The 16,735-nt window shown below is 51.5% G+C and carries 20 protein-coding genes; 8 read left to right on the forward strand and 12 right to left on the reverse strand.

Annotation, left to right across the window (positions count from 1 at the left end):
• Nucleotides 1–18: 18 nt before the first annotated feature.
• The 7 genes from ftsE to lysS all read left to right on the forward strand — a co-directional run bounded on the left by ftsE (nt 19) and on the right by lysS (nt 7,111).
• A complete protein-coding gene (gene ftsE / locus E0E29_RS08160; protein WP_130849454.1) occupies nt 19–708 on the forward strand; it encodes a cell division ATP-binding protein FtsE in 690 nt (229 codons plus the stop codon).
• A 1-nt stretch (nt 709) separates the two neighbouring features.
• Nucleotides 710–1,588, forward strand: a complete 879-nt coding sequence (gene ftsX, locus E0E29_RS08165; RefSeq protein WP_242622434.1) for a permease-like cell division protein FtsX — start codon at nt 710–712, stop codon at nt 1,586–1,588.
• A gap of 30 nt (nt 1,589–1,618) precedes the next feature.
• On the forward strand, nt 1,619–2,899 hold the full coding sequence (locus tag E0E29_RS08170; RefSeq protein ID WP_227603496.1) for a murein hydrolase activator EnvC family protein: 1,281 nt from the start codon (nt 1,619–1,621) through the stop codon (nt 2,897–2,899).
• Nucleotides 2,900–2,987: 88 nt separating this feature from the next.
• A complete protein-coding gene (locus E0E29_RS08175) occupies nt 2,988–4,157 on the forward strand; it encodes a S41 family peptidase (protein ID WP_130849456.1) in 1,170 nt (389 codons plus the stop codon).
• Nucleotides 4,158–4,252: 95 nt separating this feature from the next.
• Nucleotides 4,253–4,960, forward strand: a complete 708-nt coding sequence (locus tag E0E29_RS08180; protein WP_130849457.1) for a hypothetical protein — start codon at nt 4,253–4,255, stop codon at nt 4,958–4,960.
• A gap of 142 nt (nt 4,961–5,102) precedes the next feature.
• Entirely contained in the window at nt 5,103–5,582 is a 480-nt protein-coding gene (gene greA, locus E0E29_RS08185) for a transcription elongation factor GreA (RefSeq protein WP_130849458.1), read from the forward strand.
• A gap of 26 nt (nt 5,583–5,608) precedes the next feature.
• On the forward strand, nt 5,609–7,111 hold the full coding sequence (gene lysS, locus E0E29_RS08190; RefSeq protein ID WP_130849459.1) for a lysine--tRNA ligase: 1,503 nt from the start codon (nt 5,609–5,611) through the stop codon (nt 7,109–7,111).
• A 1,477-nt stretch (nt 7,112–8,588) separates the two neighbouring features.
• On the opposite strand, the gene E0E29_RS08195 is transcribed toward lysS, so the two are convergent.
• Nucleotides 8,589–9,863, reverse strand: a complete 1,275-nt coding sequence (locus E0E29_RS08195; protein ID WP_130849460.1) for a tyrosine-type recombinase/integrase — start codon at nt 9,861–9,863, stop codon at nt 8,589–8,591.
• Between the two features lie 174 nt (nt 9,864–10,037).
• Here E0E29_RS08195 and E0E29_RS08200 point away from each other — a divergent pair, with 174 nt between their 5' ends.
• Nucleotides 10,038–10,247, forward strand: coding sequence for a helix-turn-helix domain-containing protein (locus E0E29_RS08200; protein WP_130849461.1), 210 nt, complete (start codon nt 10,038–10,040; stop codon nt 10,245–10,247).
• A gap of 55 nt (nt 10,248–10,302) precedes the next feature.
• Here the strand turns inward: E0E29_RS08200 and E0E29_RS08205 are convergent, their stop codons facing one another.
• The 11 genes from E0E29_RS08205 to E0E29_RS08255 form a co-directional block, all read right to left on the reverse strand.
• Nucleotides 10,303–10,746 carry a DnaJ-like cysteine-rich domain-containing protein gene (locus E0E29_RS08205; protein ID WP_130849462.1) on the reverse strand — a complete coding sequence of 148 codons (444 nt, stop codon included), beginning with the start codon at nt 10,744–10,746 and terminating at the stop codon, nt 10,303–10,305.
• 23 nt (nt 10,747–10,769) lie between these two features.
• A complete protein-coding gene (locus E0E29_RS08210) occupies nt 10,770–11,144 on the reverse strand; it encodes a DUF3307 domain-containing protein (RefSeq protein ID WP_130849463.1) in 375 nt (124 codons plus the stop codon).
• The gene (locus tag E0E29_RS08215) at nt 11,141–11,875 is read right to left on the reverse strand and encodes a hypothetical protein (protein WP_130849464.1); all 735 of its coding nucleotides are present in this window, start codon (nt 11,873–11,875) and stop codon (nt 11,141–11,143) included. The genes E0E29_RS08210 and E0E29_RS08215 overlap by 4 nt, the downstream gene beginning before the upstream one ends.
• 10 nt (nt 11,876–11,885) lie before the next feature.
• Nucleotides 11,886–12,695, reverse strand: a complete 810-nt coding sequence (locus tag E0E29_RS08220) for a DUF1848 family protein (protein ID WP_130849465.1) — start codon at nt 12,693–12,695, stop codon at nt 11,886–11,888.
• 7 nt (nt 12,696–12,702) lie between these two features.
• A complete protein-coding gene (locus E0E29_RS08225; protein ID WP_130849466.1) occupies nt 12,703–13,077 on the reverse strand; it encodes an HNH endonuclease in 375 nt (124 codons plus the stop codon).
• A 365-nt stretch (nt 13,078–13,442) separates the two neighbouring features.
• On the reverse strand, nt 13,443–14,537 hold the full coding sequence (locus E0E29_RS08230; RefSeq protein ID WP_130849467.1) for a hypothetical protein: 1,095 nt from the start codon (nt 14,535–14,537) through the stop codon (nt 13,443–13,445).
• The gene (locus E0E29_RS08235; protein ID WP_130849468.1) at nt 14,524–14,892 is read right to left on the reverse strand and encodes a hypothetical protein; all 369 of its coding nucleotides are present in this window, start codon (nt 14,890–14,892) and stop codon (nt 14,524–14,526) included. The genes E0E29_RS08230 and E0E29_RS08235 overlap by 14 nt, the downstream gene beginning before the upstream one ends.
• A gap of 5 nt (nt 14,893–14,897) precedes the next feature.
• Nucleotides 14,898–15,161 carry a hypothetical protein gene (locus E0E29_RS08240; protein ID WP_130849469.1) on the reverse strand — a complete coding sequence of 88 codons (264 nt, stop codon included), beginning with the start codon at nt 15,159–15,161 and terminating at the stop codon, nt 14,898–14,900.
• Nucleotides 15,162–15,164: 3 nt separating this feature from the next.
• Entirely contained in the window at nt 15,165–15,470 is a 306-nt protein-coding gene (locus tag E0E29_RS08245; protein ID WP_130849470.1) for a hypothetical protein, read from the reverse strand.
• Between the two features lie 3 nt (nt 15,471–15,473).
• Nucleotides 15,474–15,917 carry a dUTP diphosphatase gene (locus tag E0E29_RS08250; RefSeq protein ID WP_278045150.1) on the reverse strand — a complete coding sequence of 148 codons (444 nt, stop codon included), beginning with the start codon at nt 15,915–15,917 and terminating at the stop codon, nt 15,474–15,476.
• Between the two features lie 307 nt (nt 15,918–16,224).
• Entirely contained in the window at nt 16,225–16,731 is a 507-nt protein-coding gene (locus tag E0E29_RS08255) for a hypothetical protein (RefSeq protein WP_130849471.1), read from the reverse strand.
• Nucleotides 16,732–16,735: the final 4 nt, after the last annotated feature.

Raw genomic sequence — 16,735 nt, forward strand, 5'->3', positions numbered from 1 at the left:
TATTTGTGAGGATTGCGTATGATACGTCTTATCGATGTACAAAAGACCTATGACAATGGTACCCGGGCGCTCAAGGGCGTCTCCATGAAGATCGAGGACGGGGAATTTGTCTTTCTGGTGGGTCCATCCGGATCGGGAAAGTCCACCATCCTGAAGCTCATCACCGGTGAGGTGACCTGCTCCGGGGGGCGCCTCATGGTCAATGGGTACAACCTGAACAACATCCGCCCCCGGCAGATCCCGTATATGCGCCGGACCCTGGGGGTCATCTTCCAGGATTTCCGTCTCATTGAGAAAAAGACGGTGGAGGAGAATCTGACCTTCGTCATGCGGGTGGTAGGCGCCTCTCCCCGGGAGATCCGGAAACGGGTGCCCTATGTTCTGCAGCTGGTGGGCTTGGACCACAAGGGGGACCGACTCCCCACCGAGCTCTCCGGCGGTGAGCAGCAGCGTGTGGCCATCGCCCGGGCCCTGGTGAACAATCCCCAGGTCATTGTGGCCGATGAGCCCACCGGCAATCTGGACCCCCAGCGCTCTCTGGAGATCATGATGCTGCTGGAGAAGATCAATGAGTTGGGCACCACCGTCATGGTGGTAACCCACGAGAAGGAACTGGTCAACCGCTTCTCCAAACGGGTGGTGGCCATTGAGAGCGGCCGGATCATCAGCGACGGAATGGGTGGGTATTACAACAATGAGTCAGTATAATATGGGTTATCACATGAAAGAGGGCTTCCACAGCATCTTCACCCACGGCCTGATGTCCTTTGCCGCCGTGTGTATGATTGTGGCCTGCCTTATCATCATGGGCTCCTTTTCCCTGGTGGCCGTCAACCTGGACAACACCCTGGGGGACCTGGAGGCCGAAAACGAGTTCACGGCCTATGTGGACGAGAACCTCACCGAGGCCGAGGCCCGGGCCCTCCAGTCCAAGCTGGAGGCAGTTCCCAATGTGGATTCGGTGACCTTTGTGACAGCGCAGCAGGCGCTGGAGAACTACAAGCAGCGCTATGTGGACAGCGAGTATGCCGAGCTCTTTGATCTCCCCTCCGAGGTTCTGCGCCACCGCTATCAGATCCACGTGGTGGACATTGAGCAGCTGGCTCAGACGGTCAAGGATGTGGAGCAGGTGGACGGCATCGCCAAAACCCAGGCCGCTCTGGACGTGGCTCAGGGCTTTGTCACGGTCCGGAACGTGGCCGGCGCTGTGGCCTGGATCCTGATCCTGATGCTGCTCATCATTTCCCTCTTTATTATCGCCAACACCATCAAGCTGGCCACCTTCCATCGCCGGGAGGAGATCGCCATCATGAAGATGTGCGGTGCCACCAACTGGTTTGTCCGATGGCCGTTCATTTTTGAAGGCATGATCCTGGGCCTCATCGGCGCGCTGCTGGCATTCCTGCTCCAGTGGGGAATTTACAGCCTGATCGTCACCGCCATCACTGAGTATGGCGGTTTGCAGCTCATTGCCATCGTGCCCTTCAAGACTCTGGCCCTCCGGGTGCTGGGGGCCTTCGCGGCGGCCGGTCTGGCCATCGGTGCCGGCGGAAGTCTGCTGGCCATCCGCAAGTTCCTGCAGGTGTGACCTGCACCGTCCCGGGAAAGGAGAAACAACGTGTCCGAAGCAAAGCGTGTCCCAAAGAAAGCCGCAGCCAAGCGCCCCAAGCGGGACTGGCATAAAACAGTGGTGGCTCTGCTGGCCCTGCTGATGGCGCTTTTGATGATCCTGCCTATGGTGACCATGGTGTTCCAGACGGCGGGTGCCGCCACCCAGGAGGAGCTTCAGGCCCAGATCGACGCGGGAAAGTCCCAGGTGGCCGATTTGAACGACCAGATCGACGCTCTGGGTGAGCAGCTGGACAGCATCCAGGACGACAAGAACCAGGCGCTTCAGCAGAAGAGTCTGCTGGAGCAGCAGATCAATGCCCTCACCGAGAGCATCAACGGTGTCAGCGCCACCATCGCCCAGTACGACCAGCTGATCGCAGAGAAGGAGACCCAGGTGGCTGAGACCCAGGCCAAGGAAGAGGAGCAGTATGCCCTCTTCTGCAAGCGGGTACGGGTGATGGAGGAGATGGGCACTGTCTCCTACTGGGACATCCTGTTCGGCGCTTCCAGCTTCTCCGACCTGCTGGACCGGGCTACCATGGTCAGCGAGATCATGGACTATGACAACCAGATCATGGACGAGTTGGCGGCCACCCGTCAGGAGCTCCAGACACAGCAGGAGAGCCTGGAGGCTTCCCGGGCCGACCAGCAGGCCCAGAAGGACGAGCTGGAGAGCCAGAAGAGTGACCTGAACACCAAGAAGGCGGAAGTGGACCAGCTCATCGAGAGCATCAAGGCGGACGAATCCAAGCTGGAGCAGGCGGAGGCCGAGCTGAAGGCGGAGGCCGACCGCATCGATGCCCAGATCGTCCAGAAGCAGAAGGAGCTTCAGTCCCTCATCGCCGCCGGACAGATCAGCTTTGACCCCGGTTCCGGCTGGCAGTGGCCGGTACCCGGCTACTACACCATTACATCGGTCTTCGGACCCCGAATCCACCCCATCACCGGGCGGCCGGGCAACCACACCGGTACTGATATCGCTGCGCCCGGCGGCACCAAGATCCTGTCGGCCCGGGGCGGTGTTGTGACCATCTCTACTTATAACAGCTCCTATGGCAATTATGTGGTGGTCCAGCACGACAACGGCATCTCCACCCTCTACGCCCACATGAACTCCCGGGCGGTGTCTGAGGGCGATGTGGTGACCCAGGGCCAGGTACTGGGCTACGTAGGTACCACCGGCTCCTCCACTGGCAACCACCTGCACCTGGAGTTCCGGGTCAACGGTACCCGGACCGATGCTCTGGACTATTATCCGTCCCTGGCCGGTCAGTTCACATACCGTTGACGCAGGTAAAATACGGATTTTATATGGCATGAAAGGCGGAGACGGGGCGGCAGCCCCGTCTTTGTCCTTTTATAAGGAGGTCTCTGCATTGAAAAAGAAGTGTTTTTCACCGCTGGCGCTGGTGGTCACCGCTCTGCTGACAGTGGTGGTGACGGTGGCTGTTCTGGCTGGCATGGCCTGGCTGCTGCTGGGGCGGGCCGGACTGGGGATGGCACAGGCCATGGTCCTCATCAACACCCAGTTTGTAGGAGAGCACGATATCGACAAGGCGGTAGACCAGGCCATGGACGCCCTGATTGAAGGTCTTGGGGACCGCTGGTCCTACTACATGGACGCCGACGGCTATACCGCCCAGCAGGAGAGCCGCAGCAATTCCTATGTGGGCATCGGCGTCACTGTCACCTATCCGGAGGACGGCGGCATGCTCATCCAGTCGGTGACCGAGGGTGGACCAGCGGAGAAGGCCGGTCTGACTGCCGGAGAGCGGATCGTGGCGGTGGACGGCACCGAGCTGACGGCGGAGAACCAGCAGGAGGGTGCCACTCTCATCAAGGGGGAGGAGGACACCCAGGTGGTACTCACTATCATGTCCGCTGATGGAGTACGCCGTGAGGTGACGGTGACCCGGAGAACAGTGGAGGAGCATCCGGCCAAAGGAGAGCTCCTGAGTGACGGCACAGGGCTGGTCACCATCAAGAATTTCAACAGCCGCTGTGCCGAGGAGACCATTGCCGTTGTGGAGGAACTGGTGGACCAGGGGGCGAAGCGACTGGTCTTCGATGTGCGCAACAACGGCGGCGGCTATGTGAACGAGCTTACAATTCTGCTGGATTACCTGCTGCCCGAGGGGAACATCTTCCGCAGCGAGACCAAGGCGGGAGCAAAACAGGTGGTCACCTCGGATGCCGACTGTGTGGATCTTCCCATGGCGGTGCTGGTCAACGGAAACACCTATTCGGCGGCGGAGCTCTTTGCCGCTGAGCTCCAGGAGATGGACTGGGGTGTGGTGGTGGGAGAACCTACCTTCGGAAAGGGATTCTCCCAGCAGACCTTCCCCCTGGTGAACGGAGGCGCCATCAATATCTCCACCGCCCGGTATTACACCGGCAAGGGTGTCTGCCTCATCGGTACCGGCCTCACCCTGGACCAGGAGGTCACCCTGACCGAAGAGCAGAGCGCGGCCCTGGCCGCAGGCAACCTGACACCGGAGGACGATCCCCAGCTCCAGGCCGCCCTGGCGTTGCTGGAGGAGAACTGAACACACAGCCCCGGAAGCCAATGCAGCTTCCGGGGCCTTTTTGTGCTTTGGATAAAGGAGGGAAGAGGTGCATATCTTGTTCCGAGGTGAGTGAAATGACAGGCCATATCGTGCCCGGGGCGGGGAACCGCTTCCTGGTCCGCCTCTCCAGGGAGCGGCTGTTGGGGCTGCCTCTGCTGCGGGCAGAGGTACCGGGGAAGAGCCTGACACCCCGGCGGGTTCGGCGGACGGCTAAGGCACTTCGGAAAGCGGGCGTGGTACGGGTGCTGGCGCCGGAGGAGTTCCCACTCTGGAATGAGGTGCTGGGCCAGGGGCTCCGGCCGGTGGAGACGGGGGAACTGTGCCGGTCTCTGGCCGTCCCCGTCACTCTGGCGGCACTGGCGGGGGATGGGGTGCCGCTCCGGCAGGCCAGCGTGACCCTGCAAGGGGACCGGGTCACCCGTGCCCTGCGTGCGGCAGCCATGGAGCTGTGCCCCCAGGTGCGTCAGCTTCTGGTGGAGGTCCCCTCCGGAGGCGAGGAGCTCCAGCGGGAACTGAGCCGGGAGTTCGGTCTGCCGGTGGTAGAGGGCGGGCCGGAGAGACAGACCCATCTGACCCTGTGCTTTTCGCCGTCCGGCGGAGCGGGAAGAGGACGGATCGCCGATCTCTCAGGGGAGACACCTGCTCTGGCAGAATACCGCTTCAGCCTGCGGGAGGGCGCTCTTCCGGTGGATGCCGCCGCCCTGCCGCTGCTCTCCGCCCTGTGGGGCTCCGGCCGGCTGGAGCGGAGCGATATTGCGGTTTCCCCCCATTTTCACACTTGACAGACTGGAGGAAAGTACATATAATACAGAATAATGTAAAGGTATCACTATTTGCATAGCAGATTATGACCGATAACGGTCTTTCCAGGGGAATTTGCCCCCATTTCCGCCGGAAAAGGCGCAGAAAGGAAGCAGAAACAGCATGGCGAAAGAGTATAAACTGAGCCCTGAGCGTTTCAAGGCGCTCCAGGATGAGCTGGTCTATCTGAAGACCGTCCGTGAGAAGGAAGTGGCCGACCAGATCAAGGAGGCCCGGTCCTTCGGCGATCTGAGTGAGAACAGCGAATACGACGAGGCCAAGAACGAGCAGGGCAAGCTCTACTCCCGGATCGCGGAGGTGGAGGGAATCCTCCAGAACTGCGTGGTCATTGAGGAGGCCCACGACGAGAACCATAACGCGGTGCGTCTGGGCAGCAAGATCACGGTCCTGGACAAGGAGTTCAACGAGGAGGAGGTCTACCAGGTGGTAGGCTCCCAGGAGGCTGATCCCATGAACGGCCTCATTTCTGAGGAATCTCCCTTCGGCAAGGCCCTGCTGGGCAAGGTCGTTGGAGATGACGTGGTGGTGGAGGCGCCCGCCGGCGTCCTGCGCTACCAGGTCTTAGATATTCAAAAGGCCTGAGAAAGGCAAGACAGGAGGAACCCGAAATGACAGAAGAGAAGAACACAGGCGCTCCCGAGGAGCTGGACCTGTCCGAGCAGAGACGCATCCGCCGCACCAAGCTCAAAGAGCTCCAGGACGCGGGTCAGGACCCCTTCCAGATCACCAAATACATCGTCACTGCTCACAGCGCCGATGTGAAAGAGAAATTTGATGAGATGGAGGGCAAACAGGTCTCCGTGGCGGGCCGCATCATGTCCAAACGTGGCATGGGCAAGGCCGTGTTCTGCGATCTTCAGGACGGGGAGGGCCGTATCCAGCTCTATGTCCGCATCGACGAGCTGGGCGAGGAGCCCTTTGCCAAGTTCAAGAAGACCGACATCGGCGACATCGTGGGCGTCGAGGGCGAGGTCTTCAAGACCAAGCGGGGCGAGATCTCCATCAAGGCCCATAAGGTCACCCTCCTGTCCAAGTCCCTCATCCCCCTGCCTGAGAAGTTCCACGGTCTGAAGGACACCGAGACCCGGTTCCGTCAGCGCTACGTGGACCTCATCATGAACGAGGATGTGCGCCGGACCTTCGAGATCCGCACCAAGTTCATCAAGCACGTCCGTGCCTATCTGGACGCCCGGGACTATATGGAGGTGGAGACCCCCGTCCTCAACACCATCTCCGGCGGCGCCACTGCCCGGCCCTTCATTACCCACCACAACACCTTGGACATCGATATGTATATGCGTATCGCCACCGAGCTCCATCTGAAGCGCCTCATTGTGGGCGGCTTCGAGCGGGTGTATGAGATCGGCCGCATCTTCCGCAACGAGGGCATGGACCCCAAGCACAACCCCGAGTTCACCTCCATCGAGCTCTATGAGTCCTATGCCGACTTCCACGACATGATGGACATCACCGAGGGCATCCTGTCCTCCGCCGCCAAGGAGATCCTGGGCGACTACCATGTCCAGTGGCTGGGCACCGACATCGACCTGACCCCCGGCTGGCAGCGGCTGACCATGATCGACGCCGTGAAGCAGTACGTGGGCGTGGACTTCACCGCCATCAGCGACGACGAGACCGCCTGCAGAGCCGCTGAGGCTGTGGGCATCGACCTGGAGGGCTGTGAGCGCACCTGGGGCACCGCCCTCTACGAGTGCTTTGACCAGCGGGTGGAGGAGAAGCTGATCCAGCCCACCTTCATCACCATGTACCCCGTGGAGGTCTCCCCCCTCACCAAGCGCTCCCCCAAGGATCCCCGCCTCACCGAGCGTTTCGAGCTTTTCATCAACCACGCCGAGTTCGCCAACGCCTTCTCCGAGCTCAACGACCCCATCGACCAGCGGGGCCGCTTCGAGCATGAGATTGCCCTCCGCGAGGCCGGTGACGATGAGGCCGGCATGATGGACGAGGACTTCATCAACGCTCTGGAGTACGGCATGCCCCCCACGGGCGGCCTGGGTATCGGTATCGACCGTTGCGTCATGCTGCTGACCAACTCCGACACCATCCGTGAGGTCATTCTCTTCCCGACTATGAAACCCCTTGGGGACTAATTCTCTAAAAACACACGATATAGAGTGATTTCAAGCGAATTTGACACTATATATTGTGGTTTCGAGAAGGCCGGATTTTATCTTACCACAGCGTTACCACATTTGCCGAAAATACCACAGAGAAATGTGGTAGACTGGAAAGCTGGAATCTGACTGATTAGGGCGGCAAGCCCACCCAGATATAATCTGGTGATGGTCGCAGCAATGCGGTCTAACAGTGGTGTATCTCAGCCATAAGTGAGAAAGTTAGTCGGTACGGAGACATTAAACCCCTGCCAAGTGGTGTGACTGACACCTACAAATCTGACGCTCTCTGTGAATAGCGTAAACGCAGATCGTGGGCTTGCACATTAAGAGCCGTGAGGCAGCAAGAAAGCGATGCGACAGAAATCCGACGATTGGCGGATGAAGGAGTCGATGGTTGGCAGACAACGGAAAAATCAGTCATTTGAGAGGCGATACATCATTGCGGTGGTGTGTCGCCTCTTCCTCTTTACATTGAATGTCGAAAGCGGTAGGTATTGACATCGCATAGAGTTTCTGCTATACTTTAAATAGAAAAACCTATCTTGTCAGCTCGAAAGAGTGAGACATTCAACTTTATGCTTTAACTGCGGACGGAGGGTAATCTGCCCTCCGTCCATCTTTTCTATATTGACAATTAAGAGCTGGTCGAATATCGGCTCTTTTACAAAGGGAGCCGGCTTGATGCCGGCTCCCTATTTTTTTCATAAAACAAGGGTACAGAAATCCGTTGAGGAAATCTGTACCCTATTTTTTCTCGTGCGCAGCCCAGGATAGCCCAGGAGCGACGATTAAGCTTTAGGAGTGTAGTTTCACCAGTAAAGGCATTGAGCGCTCTGAGAGCCGTCTACGGGCTTTTATTGAGGCTTGTTAAATCTGGTGCATTTGCAGTGTCCGTATGGATCGCTGTGTCGCAGCCAATAGCTACCGACTTCCACTGTACGACCACAGTTTTGGCAGAGACATTTCCATCTGGTTTCATTGCCGGCGATCCGTTCATTCTGCACTGGCTCGATTACTTTGAGATAGCCAAATGTCTGGCCTGTAAGGTCGTGCTGGAGTTGGAACTGGGAGCAGCCACAGGATTTGGTTTTACCTTTCCTGAGACTGTCTGATAGGACGGATACTGTGCTCCCGCACTCACACTTACAAATCCACCTTGCTTTCCCGTTTTCAGTGGTAGTATCTTTCTGGATTACAGTAAGTTTTCCATATACTTTGCCTGTCAAATCAATGAGGGTAGGAGATTGCTTATGCCTCAAACACCCACATGATTTTGTACCATTTTCTTTGAGCAAATTAGTAGATGACACAATAACGGTCTTCCCACACTCACATTGACAGAGCCACATGGGGCGACCAGGCTTGCGGTCTTCTACTCTTTTCAAAACGGTAAGCAAACCGAATGTTTGACCAGATAAGTCAACGAGTTTACCCACAAAAATCCCTCCCGTCAAGATATCTTGATTTTACCTTCGAGATTTGCAAAGGACTGTTTTTTCACTTCCTTGGTAGCCTCGGCGTAGATATTCATGGTGGTTTCGATATCGGCGTGTCCCATGATTTCCTGGATTGCTTTGATGTTCTTCTCGACTTCGCAATATCTGGTGCAGAATGTGTGACGGAGATTGTGGGCGGAGAAGTGACGGATCAAAACAGGATCACGGCCATCTCTGTCGGCCTGGATGGTTTCGTCTTCGATATAGGCAGCACAAATGCGGTCAATGGCACGGTTGACGCTGTGAGGGGATAGTGGATCGCCATACCGATTTTGAAAGATAAATCCCGTATAGCCGTCTATAATAGACTCATTAAAGCCTATGATTTCTTGCTTTGCCCATTCTGTGCGCAGCGCCTCTTTGACTTCTTCCAGCATGGGGACGATACGGGTGCCGGCCTCTGTCTTTGGCGTTTCAATATGGAAACGGGCTTTGGATTCACCCTCATATTTCCGATATACCATGTTGTGGTTGATGCTGATAATCCCGTCCTCAAAGTCGCAGTCCTCCCAGCGCAGGCCAATGACTTCACCAATGCGGCAACCAGTTCCAAGAAGAACAGTAAAGAGCGGAAGCCAGTGGTTATAAATTTTACTGCTTTTAATATAGTCGATGAAAGCTGCCTGCTCTGCTTTAGTCAGAGCGTGACGCTTTGGCTTTTCCCAATTGTTGCTTTTCTTGATTTCTGCCATAGCGCCGGTGGCGGGATTGATACGGATATAACCATCACGCACGGCCATCGTAAAGACAGGGTGGATGATGGTGTGAATGATTTCCATGGAATTGGGCTTAAATCCACGCTCTCTGATGAGGCGGTTATAGTAAGCCTTGACATCTGAATACTTAATGCTTGAGATTTTCTTCTTGCCAATATCGTCTTGGACATACTTCTTGTACATATAGAGATAGTTGGCGCGGGTGGATTGTTTCAGCTCTGGCTTATTAGAGATATAGAGATTGAAGAGGTCATTCAAAGTAGCCCTGTTTTCTACGGTGGCTTTGATACCATCTTCAAGGTCACGGATGATTTTCCGTTCCTTTTCTCTAAGGCTCAGATCATCCTTACAACCAGGAGGGAGGCGGTCAGTTGGCACAAGCCGCCTGCTGTATACATCGTGCCGGTTGCCATCTGCGTCGGTGTAGGTGAAACGATAGGTGCCATCTTTGCGCTGAGTTTCACGGTCTTTAAGAATACGGCCTTTATTGTCGGTTCGTTTTTGACCGGCCATGACATTCTCTCCTTTCGTAAGATTTAAGAAAATAAATTCACTCTACAATTACATGATAAATCAAAGAGCGAAATTCGTCAAGGGATAAAATCGCTGAAAAGTTACTTTTGAAATTTAGCGTTGATTTTATTCGTGCGTTAGTTTACAATTAAGATAATAGGGGAGGGGAAGCCCATGATGACAGAGAAGATCCGTATTGCCTTAATCAAGCAGAATAGGAGCGTAAAAGACCTTGCTGCCGCCATAGGCTGTACCTCTCAAAATCTGAGCGGAAAGTTCAAGCGGGACAACTTCAGCGAAAAGGAATTGGTGGAGATCGCTGAGGCACTTGGATACCGATATGAAGGTAAATTCATCAACAAAGAAACCGGGGAAGAGATATAAAACATATGTTCGAGTTCTAAAGCTTTATAAACGGGGTGCGCTGCACCCCGTTTTTTTACGCAATAATGACTGCCTGAATTGATCCCGCCTCGTCTACAAAAGATGATTTGGCCGCAATGACAGGGCGATTAACTGCCTCTGCCCACGGGTTCACATAGACACCAACATCTCCGTACTTTTCCTGGATCTCCTGCAAGTCCCTAATGATTTCGGAAATCTTTGCTGCTCTGTGTTCACCTTTTGTTTGACTCGGCGGTATAGTCGTAATTTCGCCTGCTCCATTACACATACTGCATTTTCTAATGCCACGAACCCCAGGAGCGATAGCAACATATCCCGTTCCGTTACACTCTTCGCATTTCAAAATCAACACCCCATTTATAGACTTATTTTTCTGTAAAATGTCTATCATCGCGTCCAGTTCGGTATCTGAAATGGCTGGCACCCTATCCCATACGGGTGTTGCTCTAACCATCTTCAGGTATTCAATAATTCCCATAAAATAACCTTTCATTTATCTTTTCAGAACAGCATAACAATAGCAGTGACGGCTATTTGCGACATATGAATGAGCTGGTCATGCCATAGATTTATCTTTTTGCGGTTTGCTTTCAAATCGTCTACTAAAGCATGGACGAAAACATTGATCAAGAAGTATACCAGGAAAAACCAGGAGATGTTGAACGACATAGTAACAGCGATAGGGAGCATAATCATAAATGCCCAACTGAAACTGTGCATTAGGAGCGCCCAGATGTAGTCGTATTTGTATAGAGGCTGCGGCGCATTTTCTTTCCACCATTGCTTTTGCTTTGCAGAGGCCAACCACCCTTGTAGGTAGTAATCATCGACGATATGGAAGAAAATCATCCATAGAATGATAAAGGCTTTACTCATATCCCAAACCTCCTACAAGCACCATCGATATCAATGTGATCTCCAGGCTTTAGAGAAGGGAAGAGGGCGTTGTTGATGTCGGCAATCCAACCATTTTCACTATTGCCAATGCCTACAATATCGCTGTTCTTGATGTGTTCTACATATTCCGCAGTTGGGAATAGGTTCTTGATTGCTTTAATAGCTTCAATTTCCTTACCAGAAAGCGGAGTCGTTTTTACAATACGCTCTGGGTAGTTAATAATCTGGCTTAAAGCTTCTGCTGGGAGCCTACCTTCGTCGCTTACAATATCTCCATTTTCATCTATGCGGCAGGTTCGTGTTATTCTTGTGGCATGAGATGTATATGTGATGCAAAATTTCTCTCCCTGCTCAACTCCAAGAACATCACAAATTCTTGGCGACTTAATATTGCACTTGTCATCGTATAGATGAAATTCTCCGGTCACAGTGCATTTTACCTTTGGCGGATTGCTGGTATAGCACATACCGTCTGTTTTATTACATTGACCACAAAGCTTTGCCATTGCCTGTTGTTCACTCCAATCTTTGAACTCTTTACAGGTATCGTTGCAAACTTCAACTCCATTTTCGTTTGCAGTTCCCCAACCATGATCGCACCCATCGCATGGGTGTTTGCTTCTTAAAAGGTATTCAGGTTTGCTGGCCGGACACTCTCTGCATGAGCGCATTTCGTATGCTCCGCAGCCACCGGATTTATAACAAGGCATTTGCATTACCTCACATATCTGCGATATCTCTGCTATGGCTCTCTTGCCATCCTGGATATCTCCAATAGCAATATAGGCACTGGTGAGTGCATGGATGTTTTTGATTGAGCAGTTCCATTTTTCCAGAGTAACACATACAGTTTTTTCTTTGGAATCCGTATTGATCTGCATTATCATCATGTAAGCCAAGTAGCTCTAAGTCATAAGAAGAAATGCAGCCACATTGAATAGTTTCTGTTAATCCGGGTTCTGCACATGATTCAATCCGAATACTATCTAACGGTCTTGAATTGGAGAAGTAGGATTTTATATCTCGAAGCATCTGGTCAACTTGGGCAATTTGCTGTTTGTCTGGAGCAAAACCATTTTCTCCGTAGGGCAGAGGTAGACCAGCATTCTTAAATCTTCTTCTGACATGAGGGTACATATCAATCAAACTGATTCGGAATCTGTTAAATCCGTGGTCAATAAATGTCAGGAAGACATTTTTCGCTGTTTCAATGCCTTTCTTTGTGGGAATGATTGGATCGATCCTTACAACAATTTTGCTCTTTGGGAAGCCGCCACCGACCAGTGTAGTTATCGCATCAAATTCATCATATGGCGCTGGGACAAACGGTTCTAAAACAGAATGACCAAAGCCAGTAAATGTTGTGTGGATGATCACCTTGTCTTTATATTTGAGTGCAGCGTCGTAAAAATCTGGCGATACACATTTTGTTATTAGGATTGCGCCGTCGATTTGGTTCATTTTACTTGTCCAGGAAAGGTCAAGCCCTGCATCACCGGCCTCGGTTATCCCAATTTTGTATTTTGCCACTTTGCTATCACCGTCCTAACTGCTCAAAATAGAATTTAACCGGGTGTGGAGTAGGAGTGACCAGGCCAAAGCGAACAGCGTTCTTATATGTAACGCTGTCACGCATAAGAACAGTCGGCATATTTTCTACCATTTTGCGGAACCCTTCTAAGGTGGATCTGCTTTTGTAGTGGTTGCAGCTCCTACAAGCGGGGAGCATATTGTCCAGCGTATCTTCTCCCTGCTCCGACCAGCCATTGATAGGGATAACATGGTCAACCTGCATATCCTTATATTCCAGTTCACACCCACAATAAGCGCAGTGTCCGTTTGTCTTCTCATAGACTGCCATGCGCTCATCTTTGGTTAGTTTTCGACGCCGGCCACCTACTTTATCGAGCATAATAAACCCCTCTTAATCAAATGTTTTCAGATCTTGTATGGGAAACAAATTATGAGCGATCATATCATATGGCTCATCTTCCCATGAAATTTGGATTGGGCAATCTGAGACGGGAGTGCATACTTGCCGACCATTTAGCCTGTGGTACGTTATGTTTGCCCAGTGGTCTCTATATCTCTTCCACTCTTTGTCCGATGAATCGAAATGTACTTTTGGAGCTAAGAAACAATCGGCAATTCGCCAATACCCAACAGTATGGGCTGGTTGAACTCGGACTGGTGGTTTTTCATGCGCCCATACCTGTCCTGATTCATCACATACCAGATAACGCAATCCCCAAGAACGTAGCTTGTTTATGTTAAATTTCATAGCGATAAATCAGCGAGTTCCGAAAGCTTGATAGACTGCTCTGGCTTTAGAGAGGGGAATGCGCCTTTCCTCAGATAGATAATTTTTCCGTCTACTCTAAGAGTAGTCATGTCGCCAACACGCTTTAGCTCACCGTCACCGAGAACATCGAGTAGGTTTTTTGCGTGTACGATTTCATATTCTGCAAAGTGAGGCTTTCGGATGATACAGTCTGGATCGTTGATAGCCTTAACCAGATAATTCACATTTAGGTCAGTTTCCTTGTGCTCTCCGTGCGATAACGAAATGTGGATTTTCCCATCGTCATTCACCAGCAAAACGATCCCGGTGCTTTTAAGTTCAAATCGTTCCCCAACCTCAACCCCCAGCACTTCACAAATGCGAGGGCGCATCATTTCGGCGGTGCCATCAATATGATTATCCATGCCGGACTCCTTTTCTACTGTTTTTGTGGGTTCTACGAAAGCCCACTCATAAACTTCTTGCGGATTATTTAGTGTCATATAACACAATTTACCACTATAATATTCTCCAGGCTTATGGTAACAGTTCCCGCTTGTGTCCCCACAAATGGAACAAATTTTTGTATTAACAGAACACGCAACACTGATTTTCTGCTTTTCTCCACGCTCAATCTGTTCAATTAGCTTCTCTGTTTCGTTGATTCTTGGAATAGTAGCAGTTGCTTTTATCCACCGATGACGCTCATAGAATGTTGCCCACTTATTTTCATCTGTAACAATCTCAGTTGAAACAATTTTTGCGATTCTGGTTTCCCCGATACAACCATACTTCCCAACGAACATTTCTGCCATTTGTTTGAGGCACTGAGAAGAGAACCGCTCGTTATCGTCATCAATTTCATTGTCACAAAGCTTGACGGTAAATGTGTAGTCATCATCTGCAACCTTACACCCGATTAACGAGGCAGCTTCGATTGGATTCCCAAGATAAAACTCTCTGCACCCAGGAATCGGTTTTTTACAATATAGAGGACACCATTCGCCGCACTCTTCTTGCTGCTGGCATACATATCCAACGGCTTCATTGATGGTATCAAATACCTTTCCTTCTTTGTTAATGAACTTCATGGCCGTCCTCCTGAGCCAATTTAGCACCACAATATCTACAGTATCGTGCAAGCGGATCTATGCTATCGAGCCGGTGGCAGTTAGGGCATACTCCCTTGCCATTGTTACACAAAATACGCTGCTCACCATCGTCAAAATATTTTTCCCACTGCTCTGTTGTGGAGTTTGTATAGTTGATGTCGATATCGTCATCCCAGTCTACATGAACACCGACTTTTTCATTGGCAAAGTGGGTAACGCAACTGGTAGAAATGCCATCAAGAGCATCATCTTTGATAAGTCTCTTGATTTCCTCCAAGGAAAGGTTTTCTTCCAGATCACATACATACAATGTCATTTTATAAAGTTGTGCCAAAGCCATCACTCCTTGTCCATCTTTGCACCGCAGTTAGGGCAGTAGTTCCAGAAGTTGCTTTCGATACGCTTCTTGCAAACCGGGCAATTCCGTTCTTTGAAGAAATTCATACCGACATTAACGCCCCACTTTGCGTGCCGCACCGGGGAGACTTCAACCAGATGATCACACGGAACACCGTCCTCTGAATCTGAAATAGCTTGTTCGATAGAATCGTAAAATTCGTGCGGGCAGCATCGTCCTTGTTTTTCGCAGATGAATTGTGCCATCAGTCAGCCCTCCAAATCCATCTTTGCCCCGCAGTGACAGTACGGATATTTCTCGATGTTTACTTTTACAGCAGACATGATTTCTCTGCCACAAACCGAGCAACGGTATTTTGCCTTTGTCGCCCATTCCTTGATTTGCTCCCACCGCCCATGAACCACAGGCGCAACATCAGCAGCGGGTAGGTTTTCGGCGTATTCAAGCACAGCCTCTATGCCAAAGATAAAATGCTCATCTCCGTTCTCCTTGTCATAGTGGTCTTTCCGAATTGGGAATTGTCTCAGCGCCTCTTTTTCGATGTACTCAGACATTGCTTATCGCTTCCCAGTAGATCCGATACCGCCTCGATCAGCGTTGCCCAGCGTATCGACCGACTCGAAAAACAGCTGGGGCTGGTGCTTCTCAATACGGAACTGGCAGATACGATCGCCGGCCTTAATGGTGGTATCCCGCATAGCGATGGCAGGGAAGAACCACTGATCGTTGTCACCGCAATAGCTTTCGTCCACCATACCCATATGGTTGGCTTGAATAACACCGAAGTTCTTGAAGGTAGAGCTACGGGGAATGATATGGGCTTCATAGCCCTTGGGAAGCTGCATAGCAATTCCCAAGGGGATCAGCTTGAAGTCGCCAGCCTTCAGCGCAACATCCTCAGCAGCCCGAAGATCAATCCAGTCGGACTTACCGTCGATATATTCCAGGGGTTGGATTTTATCGCTAAGGTAGCGAACCTTAATTGTCAAAGTTTCCTGCATTTTCGTTTGCCTCCCAACCAATTTGATAGTTTTTAGTACGGATGATACTGTTCTTTACACATGGGTGCAGTACACAGACTTCCAGTTCGTGAGGGATGTACTGATCCAAAATGACACAAGACCAACATTGCCCTCTGCAATTCTCTGAATAATGAGACCGAATCTCAAAAAAGAACAGCCCACTTTGGATTTGATACGTATTAAGCATTTTGCGACAGGTACAACTGTGCAATTCGGAAGTGATTTTTTGAACCCAAGTATCACGATCTTCGGTTAATATGAGAATCTTGATCACAACCATCACCACCTATCCCAGATACTTTTTGAAAAGCTCTGCAAGGGTCAGGTTGTTTTGCCGTGCCAGATCAATCGTGCAAGCGCAAACATTGCGCTCGGTAGAAGCTCCGATTTCATTGCAAAGATAGTTGATGATGTCGGGGTAACGATGGCTATGGAAGCATTCGTTCTTATACTCTTCTGTACCGGGGCAATCGCTGCAATCCTTGCACCACTCCTTACGCTGAATACCGTCCCATGCCATCAGCTCTTCACCATTGATAATATAGAGGCAGTCAACAGCGCCCAGATTAGAACCATCAGCGTGACGCCACCAGCCCCAATTATCCTTCCAGTCATCGTCGTCGATAGCACAGATATTATCAAAATCCTCTTTGGACAACAGCCAAACCTGATATGCTTCACGATGGTACATAGACTGAGGTTGATAGCGATAAGTACAAACAGCAGATGTCAGGCCAAGACTTTTTACGGCATTGGCAAATTCGCCGCCTGCTAAAATTTCAACAGTTTCCATATTT

This window comes from Intestinimonas timonensis (genome assembly GCF_900626145.1).
Lineage (GTDB): Bacteria > Bacillota > Clostridia > Oscillospirales > Oscillospiraceae > Intestinimonas > Intestinimonas aquisgranensis.

What these genes read in the sequence shown, in the direction of transcription:
- E0E29_RS08180 (WP_130849457.1), top strand. Translation starts at nt 4,253, where the DNA reads ATGACAGGCCATATCGTGCCCGGGGCGGGGAACCGCTTCCTGGTCCGC.
- E0E29_RS08205 (WP_130849462.1), bottom strand. Translation starts at nt 10,746, where the DNA reads ATGGGAATTATTGAATACCTGAAGATGGTTAGAGCAACACCCGTATGG.
- E0E29_RS08225 (WP_130849466.1), bottom strand. Translation starts at nt 13,077, where the DNA reads ATGCTCGATAAAGTAGGTGGCCGGCGTCGAAAACTAACCAAAGATGAG.
- E0E29_RS08245 (WP_130849470.1), bottom strand. Translation starts at nt 15,470, where the DNA reads ATGTCTGAGTACATCGAAAAAGAGGCGCTGAGACAATTCCCAATTCGG.
- E0E29_RS08240 (WP_130849469.1), bottom strand. Translation starts at nt 15,161, where the DNA reads ATGGCACAATTCATCTGCGAAAAACAAGGACGATGCTGCCCGCACGAA.
- lysS (WP_130849459.1), top strand. Translation starts at nt 5,609, where the DNA reads ATGACAGAAGAGAAGAACACAGGCGCTCCCGAGGAGCTGGACCTGTCC.
- greA (WP_130849458.1), top strand. Translation starts at nt 5,103, where the DNA reads ATGGCGAAAGAGTATAAACTGAGCCCTGAGCGTTTCAAGGCGCTCCAG.
- E0E29_RS08230 (WP_130849467.1), bottom strand. Translation starts at nt 14,537, where the DNA reads ATGAAGTTCATTAACAAAGAAGGAAAGGTATTTGATACCATCAATGAA.
- E0E29_RS08210 (WP_130849463.1), bottom strand. Translation starts at nt 11,144, where the DNA reads ATGAGTAAAGCCTTTATCATTCTATGGATGATTTTCTTCCATATCGTC.
- E0E29_RS08195 (WP_130849460.1), bottom strand. Translation starts at nt 9,863, where the DNA reads ATGGCCGGTCAAAAACGAACCGACAATAAAGGCCGTATTCTTAAAGAC.
- E0E29_RS08215 (WP_130849464.1), bottom strand. Translation starts at nt 11,875, where the DNA reads ATGCCTTGTTATAAATCCGGTGGCTGCGGAGCATACGAAATGCGCTCA.
- E0E29_RS08200 (WP_130849461.1), top strand. Translation starts at nt 10,038, where the DNA reads ATGATGACAGAGAAGATCCGTATTGCCTTAATCAAGCAGAATAGGAGC.
- E0E29_RS08255 (WP_130849471.1), bottom strand. Translation starts at nt 16,731, where the DNA reads ATGGAAACTGTTGAAATTTTAGCAGGCGGCGAATTTGCCAATGCCGTA.
- ftsE (WP_130849454.1), top strand. Translation starts at nt 19, where the DNA reads ATGATACGTCTTATCGATGTACAAAAGACCTATGACAATGGTACCCGG.
- ftsX (WP_242622434.1), top strand. Translation starts at nt 710, where the DNA reads ATGGGTTATCACATGAAAGAGGGCTTCCACAGCATCTTCACCCACGGC.
- E0E29_RS08250 (WP_278045150.1), bottom strand. Translation starts at nt 15,917, where the DNA reads ATGCAGGAAACTTTGACAATTAAGGTTCGCTACCTTAGCGATAAAATC.